The sequence below is a fragment of the Mycobacterium sp. KBS0706 genome (assembly GCF_005938675.2).
Lineage (GTDB): Bacteria > Pseudomonadota > Alphaproteobacteria > DSM-16000 > Inquilinaceae > Inquilinus.
This window is the reverse complement of sequence record NZ_VCCH02000202.1, coordinates 1-5375: the sequence shown is the minus strand read 5'-3', so window position 1 is coordinate 5375 and position 5375 is coordinate 1. Positions and strand designations below refer to the sequence as shown.

The following is a 5375-nucleotide window of genomic DNA, read 5'->3' as shown; positions in this document are numbered from 1 at the left end:
CCCGGCTGGACGATGCCGCCTGCGACGCCGCGGGCCTGCTGATCACAGTCCGCCCAGTGAACAAGGCGAGCGCCTGCCCAGAATGCGGGTCGACCTGCACGCGGGTCCAAAGCCGGTATCGCCGGCGTCTGGCCGACCTGCCTATGGCCGGCAAACCGGTCCGGCTGGTGGTGCAGGCGCGGCGATTCCACTGCGACGTGGTGCGGTGCGGGCGCCGGATCTTCGCCAAACGGTTCGACGCGGCCGTGCTGGCGCCATGGGGGCGACGGACCGCCCGACTCGATAACATCATTCGCCATCTTGGGCTCGCCCTGGGTGGCCGGCCGGCGGCGAGCCTGGCGCAAAGGCTGAGGCTGCCGGCACGCTGCTGCGCCTCGTGCGCCGGTACGGCGGCTCACGCTTCATCCCTCCGACCGTGATCGGGATCGACGACTGGGCGTGGCGGCGCAACCAGTGCTACGGGACCATCATCTGCGACCTGGAGCCGCGCAAGACCATTGCACTTTTGCCTGACCGCGAGTCGGCGACGGCACAGGCCTGGCTCTCGGACCAGCCGCAGATCGCCGTCGTCGCCCGCGACCGCGGAGGTGGTTACGCCGTGGCGGCGGCCAAGGCGCTGCCGCAGGCCACCCAGGTCGCCGACCGCTGATCTAGCCGCGCCTCGCCGCAGGCTCGTATGCAAAAGGGGATATGTCATGATCCGCGGGCGGGAGCATTGAGCGAGCAAGGCCGTGACCCGAGGAGAGCGAGTAGGAAATCAGCGATTGCCTTGCCGGACGTCTGCGTGCATCGTCGTGGCCATCGCGGACGACCTTTTCGCTGTCGCATCGAGGGCAGTAAACACCCTCCAGCCCCGGTGCTGCTGGACCAGAGCGAAATATTTGCCGCCGCCGACCACCCAGGATCCCGAAAAGAGCCGCCTGCGATTGTCAATCATGGGCCCTTAGTGCTGGCGATCTGAGACAGCGGCTCGCCTTGATACTCTCCGGTCAGCGTGCCCAGGAACTCGATGATCAGGTAGTGGTCTTCCTGCGGCATGGTGCGACCGAGCTGGGCCTGGGCCATGATCGCGACGGCGGCGTCAAGCGTGTCGGCGCTGCCGTCGTGGAAATAGGGCGCCGTCACCGCGACGTTGCGCAGGCTGGGCACACGGAACACCCGGCGGTCCGCCTCGCGGCCGGTGACGGCGAAGCGGCCCTGATCGGCAACGTCGTCATCCGACCGGCCCGAGAACGGGTCAGAGAAGATGCCGAATTTCTGGAACAGGTTGCCACCGACGTTGCCGCCCTGGTGGCAGGCGACGCAGCCATAGGCCTTGAACAGCTCGTAGCCGCGCTTTTCGTCGGTGGTGATGGCCGTGGCGTCGCCGCGCAGATAGCGGTCGAACCGGGAATTGGGCGTCGACAGCGACCGTTGGAAGGTGGCGAGCGCGTCCAGCACGGCTTCGCGGCTCGGCCCGTCGCCATAGGCCGATTCGAAGGCGCTCCGGATGTCTGCGTCCCGGTTCAGCTTCGCCAGCACGTCAGCCCAGCGCGCGTTCATCACCTGCGGTTGCAGCAGCACCGCCTCATTGTGGTCCTCAAGCGACCTAAAGTTGCCGCGCCAGTTCAGGCGGAAATTGCCGGCGATGTTGAAGATGGTCGGCGTGTTGAAGGGCAGCAGCTGCCCGTTGGCGCCCTTGGAATGGGCGAGGCCGTCGGCCCCGCCGCGGTTGAATTCGTGGCAGGAGGCGCAGGACCGGACATCGCCACCGGACAGCCGAACGTCCGAGAACAACACCTTGCCGAGCGCGACCTTCGCTGGGTCCAGGCCCCGGTCCGGCTCCACCGGCGTGATTGGCTCCTCCCGAGTGGGGTCGATCCCCTGCCCCAGCGCCGCGCCGAAGACCAGGACCGCGAAGCCGGCGGCCACGCTCCATGCCATCCCGCGTGCGAAGACGGTCATCATAGCTCGATTTTCCGATGCAGCACCTTCGCCACTCCCGGGCGCAACGGCTCGCCCCGGACGCCTTCTCTTCGAACATCTCAACGCATCCTGCCGCACGCGGCTCGTCCTTCTGCGACGCTCCTCAGTCGAGACGCGGGTGTAGCTGACGAGCCCCCTCCGGCCGATCCGACGCTCTGTGCATTTTGGGTGACTCGGGCTCTGAGACGTCACAAAAATCCGCCACCCAGTCCAATGCTACAGAATTTGGCCCTGGAATGTGTAACAGCGCTGGGATGTTAGGTCGTGTGGACGGATTTGACCAAGATGAGGCCACCGACGAGAGCAACTAAGGAAGCGAAGTTTCGCTTGGTCTTCTCGCAGCGTAGGGCGATGCGTTTGAAGCGCTTGAGCTTGCCGACGCCCTGCTCGATCCGGGCGCGGCCTCTGTAGACGGCCCTGGCGAAGAAGGCGGGCCGGTTGTTTTCGTTGGTCTTGTGCGGGATGACGGGGATGATGCCGCGCTCGCGTGCAGCTTGGCGGTTGGCACGGCTGGCATAGCCCTTGTCGCCGACGGCCACCCGGGGGTCGATGTCGGGGCCGAGGTCGAGCAGGATAGGAAAGTGCGGCGCGTCGGCTTTCTCGCCGCCGGTCAGATCGAAGGCGATCGGATGGCCGTCGAAATCGGTCTTCAGATGGATCTTGGTGGGGAAGCCGCCGCGGAGCGGCCGAGCGCCTGGTCCTTCTGCCCCCTTTTGCCCCCGCTGCCGAGACATGCGCGCGGACGATGGTGCTGTCGAACATCTGTACCAGATGCGCCGAGGCGGAGAGGGCCGCGAGGTGGTCGAAGAAGAGCTCGAACGTCCCCGCCTTGCTCAATCGGTCGAACCGCTTCCACACGCTGTTCCATTTGCCGAAGCGCTCCGGCAGCGTCCGCCAGGTGATTTTGTGGACCGAGAAGTGGTGCAGAGCCTCCAGGAACAACCGGTCATCCCGGCCCTTCGCCCCGCGCCGCGGCAGCAACGCCCGGAACACCTCCAGCGCCACCGCCCAATCCGTCTCCACCATCCTCGTCGACATCGCCGACCTCCAAATCAGTGGGCAATCCGGGATTGAGGTTCCCTATGATTCGATCGCTCCTGAGGTTCAATCTTCCGGAGGATCAGGAGAACCTGTTTGCCCAGAACGAAGGGGAGAACCAGCAGAGGTTCTCGTCCGAGGAAGCTGAATCCGGTCAGCAGACGAGGGCCGCCGAGCAGCCCGACCAGGCGATCGCCGCAGAGATGGAGGCACAGCTTGGGAAGGGCGGTGAGATCGCGTCGCCGCCGCCCCCGGCCAGCGCGGGCCCGGGCCTGCTCTTGGAGAACAAGCTGCTGCAGTGCCTGCGCTGCGGCGCCGGGGACGGGAGGCTGGTGTTCGCGCCGGAGGCGACGGACCTGGGGCGGTTCGAGGACTATGCCCGGATGCTGTATCCGACCTTCGCCGAACTCGATGTGCCGACCTGGATCATCGGCCCTGACCTGGCCGGGGGACCACCGGAGACGCGGCCGGCGGAGATCATGTAGGTGTGGCCGGTGCGGGGGCCGATCCGGCGGCTGAGCCCGGCCCTGTTTAACCCGGAGCTGGACGCGCTGCAGGAGGGGCATTGCCGCCCGCACCGGGCGGAACGGCGGCGCCGGGTGGGCGCAGCCCGCAAGGGGCAGCGCGCGGCGGGGTGACCAGCGTTCACCGACCCAAGCCCCGGACCTCGCAGCCCGGGTGGCCGAGGGATCGAGGTCATGCATTCCGGTCGTGCATTGAACCATACCAAAGCAGGGGCTCGCGATCTCGGCCGCTCCCGGTATCTTGATCCTGGCCCCGCTTGGCGATCCGCAACCGCAAGCAAGTCCGCTCGCCAGCCGGCCCGGGAAGCCTCCAGCCCGGGCCGGTCCAACCTCTGTTCGGGATTCGACGTTACGAGGACCGATATGCGGCAACCGGCGGCGTTTAACACCCAATGGGGCGACGGCAGGACGCCGGCGAATAGGGCGGGCCGCACCGGGCATCAGCAGTCCGCCGTCTCGCCGATCCGGGTTACCCATCAGGTCCTGACGGGCCTGACCCGTTAGACTGCATCAACCCACCGGACAGCATCCTTGCGTCCGCGGCTTATGCCTCCGGACGCAAGGTGGCGGATGTCAGCCTCGGCGAGGCGGACGGGTGGTCAGCCAAGCCCGGGCACTTCGTTTGGATCAATCTGACGCAATTGTCCATCGAGCAGATCGACAGGCTGAAGACGCAGTTCGGACTGCACGACATCGCCATCACCGCGTCCAGGGGGCGCGGCCAATCACGGCCCAAGCTGGAGACCTTTGGCGACGCCCTGCTCATCACGCTGCACGAACCCCGCCGTCAGGCCGGCGGCACCACGTTTGACGAGACGCAGGTCTTCGCCGGCAAGGGTTACGTCATCACGCTGCGGCACGGCCCCTCCCAACCGTATCGTGAAGTGCGCGCGCGCTGCGAGGCCAAGCCGCTCCTGCTGGAGAATGGCAAGGATTTCGTCCATCATGCGATCCTTGAATCCGTCCTCGAGAGCTTCGAACCTGAGTTCCGGTGCTTCGAAGAGGAGATTGCCGCCCTCGAACAGCGCATCCTGCAGCGCGATCTGCACCTCGCCGACTTCGAGGGCATCTACGAATTGCGCGACGGGCTGCGTCGCACCCACGCCGCGATCACGTCGATGGCCGAGATCTGCGGCAAGCTGGATCGACTGGATTTTCCGTTCATCGACGACAAGATGCGGCCGTACTTCCGGGATCTGGAGGCCCATGTCAGCCATCAGCTCGCCAGCCTGACCGGGCACAACGAGCGGGCAAGCCAGGCCCTGGAGCTGGGCTTCCTGCTGGAAGCGTCACGGCAGAACGTCGTGCAACGGAGGTTCGCCGCCTGGGCCGCCATTCTCGGGTTCCCGACAGCGATCGTCGGCATCTACGGCATGAACTTCCAGGACATGCCCGAGCTCAGCTGGCGCTACGGCTATTTCGTCGTCCTGGCCGTCAATCTCGGCGGCTGCGCCACGCTGTCTTCAGGCGAACAGGCTGGCTGTGAATTATGGAGCTGAGATCCCTGGCATTGGCCTTGATTGCGGTGGTATTGGCGTTTCTGTTCTCAATGATGGACCAGGTCACTGCCAGTTTCGTCGCCTCTCTGTTCTGAGGCGATCACCGGCACTCCAACGCCAGCAGGCCAAGCGGCGACGTGGCGTCGGGAGCCAGAGCCATGGCCAGATCTGGGTGACGGGGGATCAAGCAACGGCCAGTCTTGCGGTACGCGTGATCCGTTGGCCGCCTGTCGTCGCTGACGATGAGGCTTCAGAATTAGGTGTCCACCTATTTTAGGTGGACACCTGATTGAGGAGTGGGCGGTGTCGACGGGATTGGCGCGGCGGCGTTGGAGCCGGGACGAGAAGG

General features: G+C 66.0%; 7 protein-coding genes and 1 pseudogene. 5 read left to right on the top strand and 3 right to left on the bottom strand.

The window, feature by feature from the left end; genetic code table 11:
- A partial coding sequence (locus FFK22_RS44965) for a transposase family protein (protein ID WP_221939270.1) occupies positions 1–419 on the top strand: 419 nt, incomplete at its 5' end.
- Entirely contained in the window at positions 416–649 is a 234-nt protein-coding gene (locus FFK22_RS44960; protein ID WP_221939269.1) for a transposase, read from the top strand. The genes FFK22_RS44965 and FFK22_RS44960, both read left to right, overlap by 4 nt.
- A gap of 284 nt (positions 650–933) precedes the next feature.
- Here FFK22_RS44960 and FFK22_RS40820 read toward each other — a convergent pair whose 3' ends face one another.
- From FFK22_RS40820 to FFK22_RS44955, 3 genes and pseudogenes are all read right to left on the bottom strand, one after another.
- Positions 934–1944: a cytochrome-c peroxidase gene (locus FFK22_RS40820; protein WP_221939268.1), complete on the bottom strand. Its 1011-nt coding sequence runs from the start codon at positions 1942–1944 to the stop codon at positions 934–936.
- A gap of 278 nt (positions 1945–2222) precedes the next feature.
- Positions 2223–2699, bottom strand: a complete 477-nt coding sequence (locus FFK22_RS40815) for a transposase (RefSeq protein WP_138893533.1) — start codon at positions 2697–2699, stop codon at positions 2223–2225.
- 88 nt (positions 2700–2787) lie between these two features.
- Positions 2788–2991: pseudogene (locus tag FFK22_RS44955) on the bottom strand (transposase); the annotation flags it as partial.
- A gap of 56 nt (positions 2992–3047) precedes the next feature.
- On the opposite strand from FFK22_RS44955, the gene FFK22_RS43565 reads away from it, so the two are divergent.
- From FFK22_RS43565 to FFK22_RS40800, 3 genes are all read left to right on the top strand, one after another.
- Positions 3048–3488: a hypothetical protein gene (locus tag FFK22_RS43565; RefSeq protein WP_186002952.1), complete on the top strand. Its 441-nt coding sequence runs from the start codon at positions 3048–3050 to the stop codon at positions 3486–3488.
- A complete protein-coding gene (locus tag FFK22_RS43560; RefSeq protein ID WP_186002951.1) occupies positions 3489–3641 on the top strand; it encodes a hypothetical protein in 153 nt (50 codons plus the stop codon). It begins immediately after the preceding gene.
- A 449-nt stretch (positions 3642–4090) separates the two neighbouring features.
- A complete protein-coding gene (locus tag FFK22_RS40800; RefSeq protein WP_221939267.1) occupies positions 4091–5026 on the top strand; it encodes a magnesium and cobalt transport protein CorA in 936 nt (311 codons plus the stop codon).
- The last annotated feature ends 349 nt before the right edge of the window (positions 5027–5375 follow it).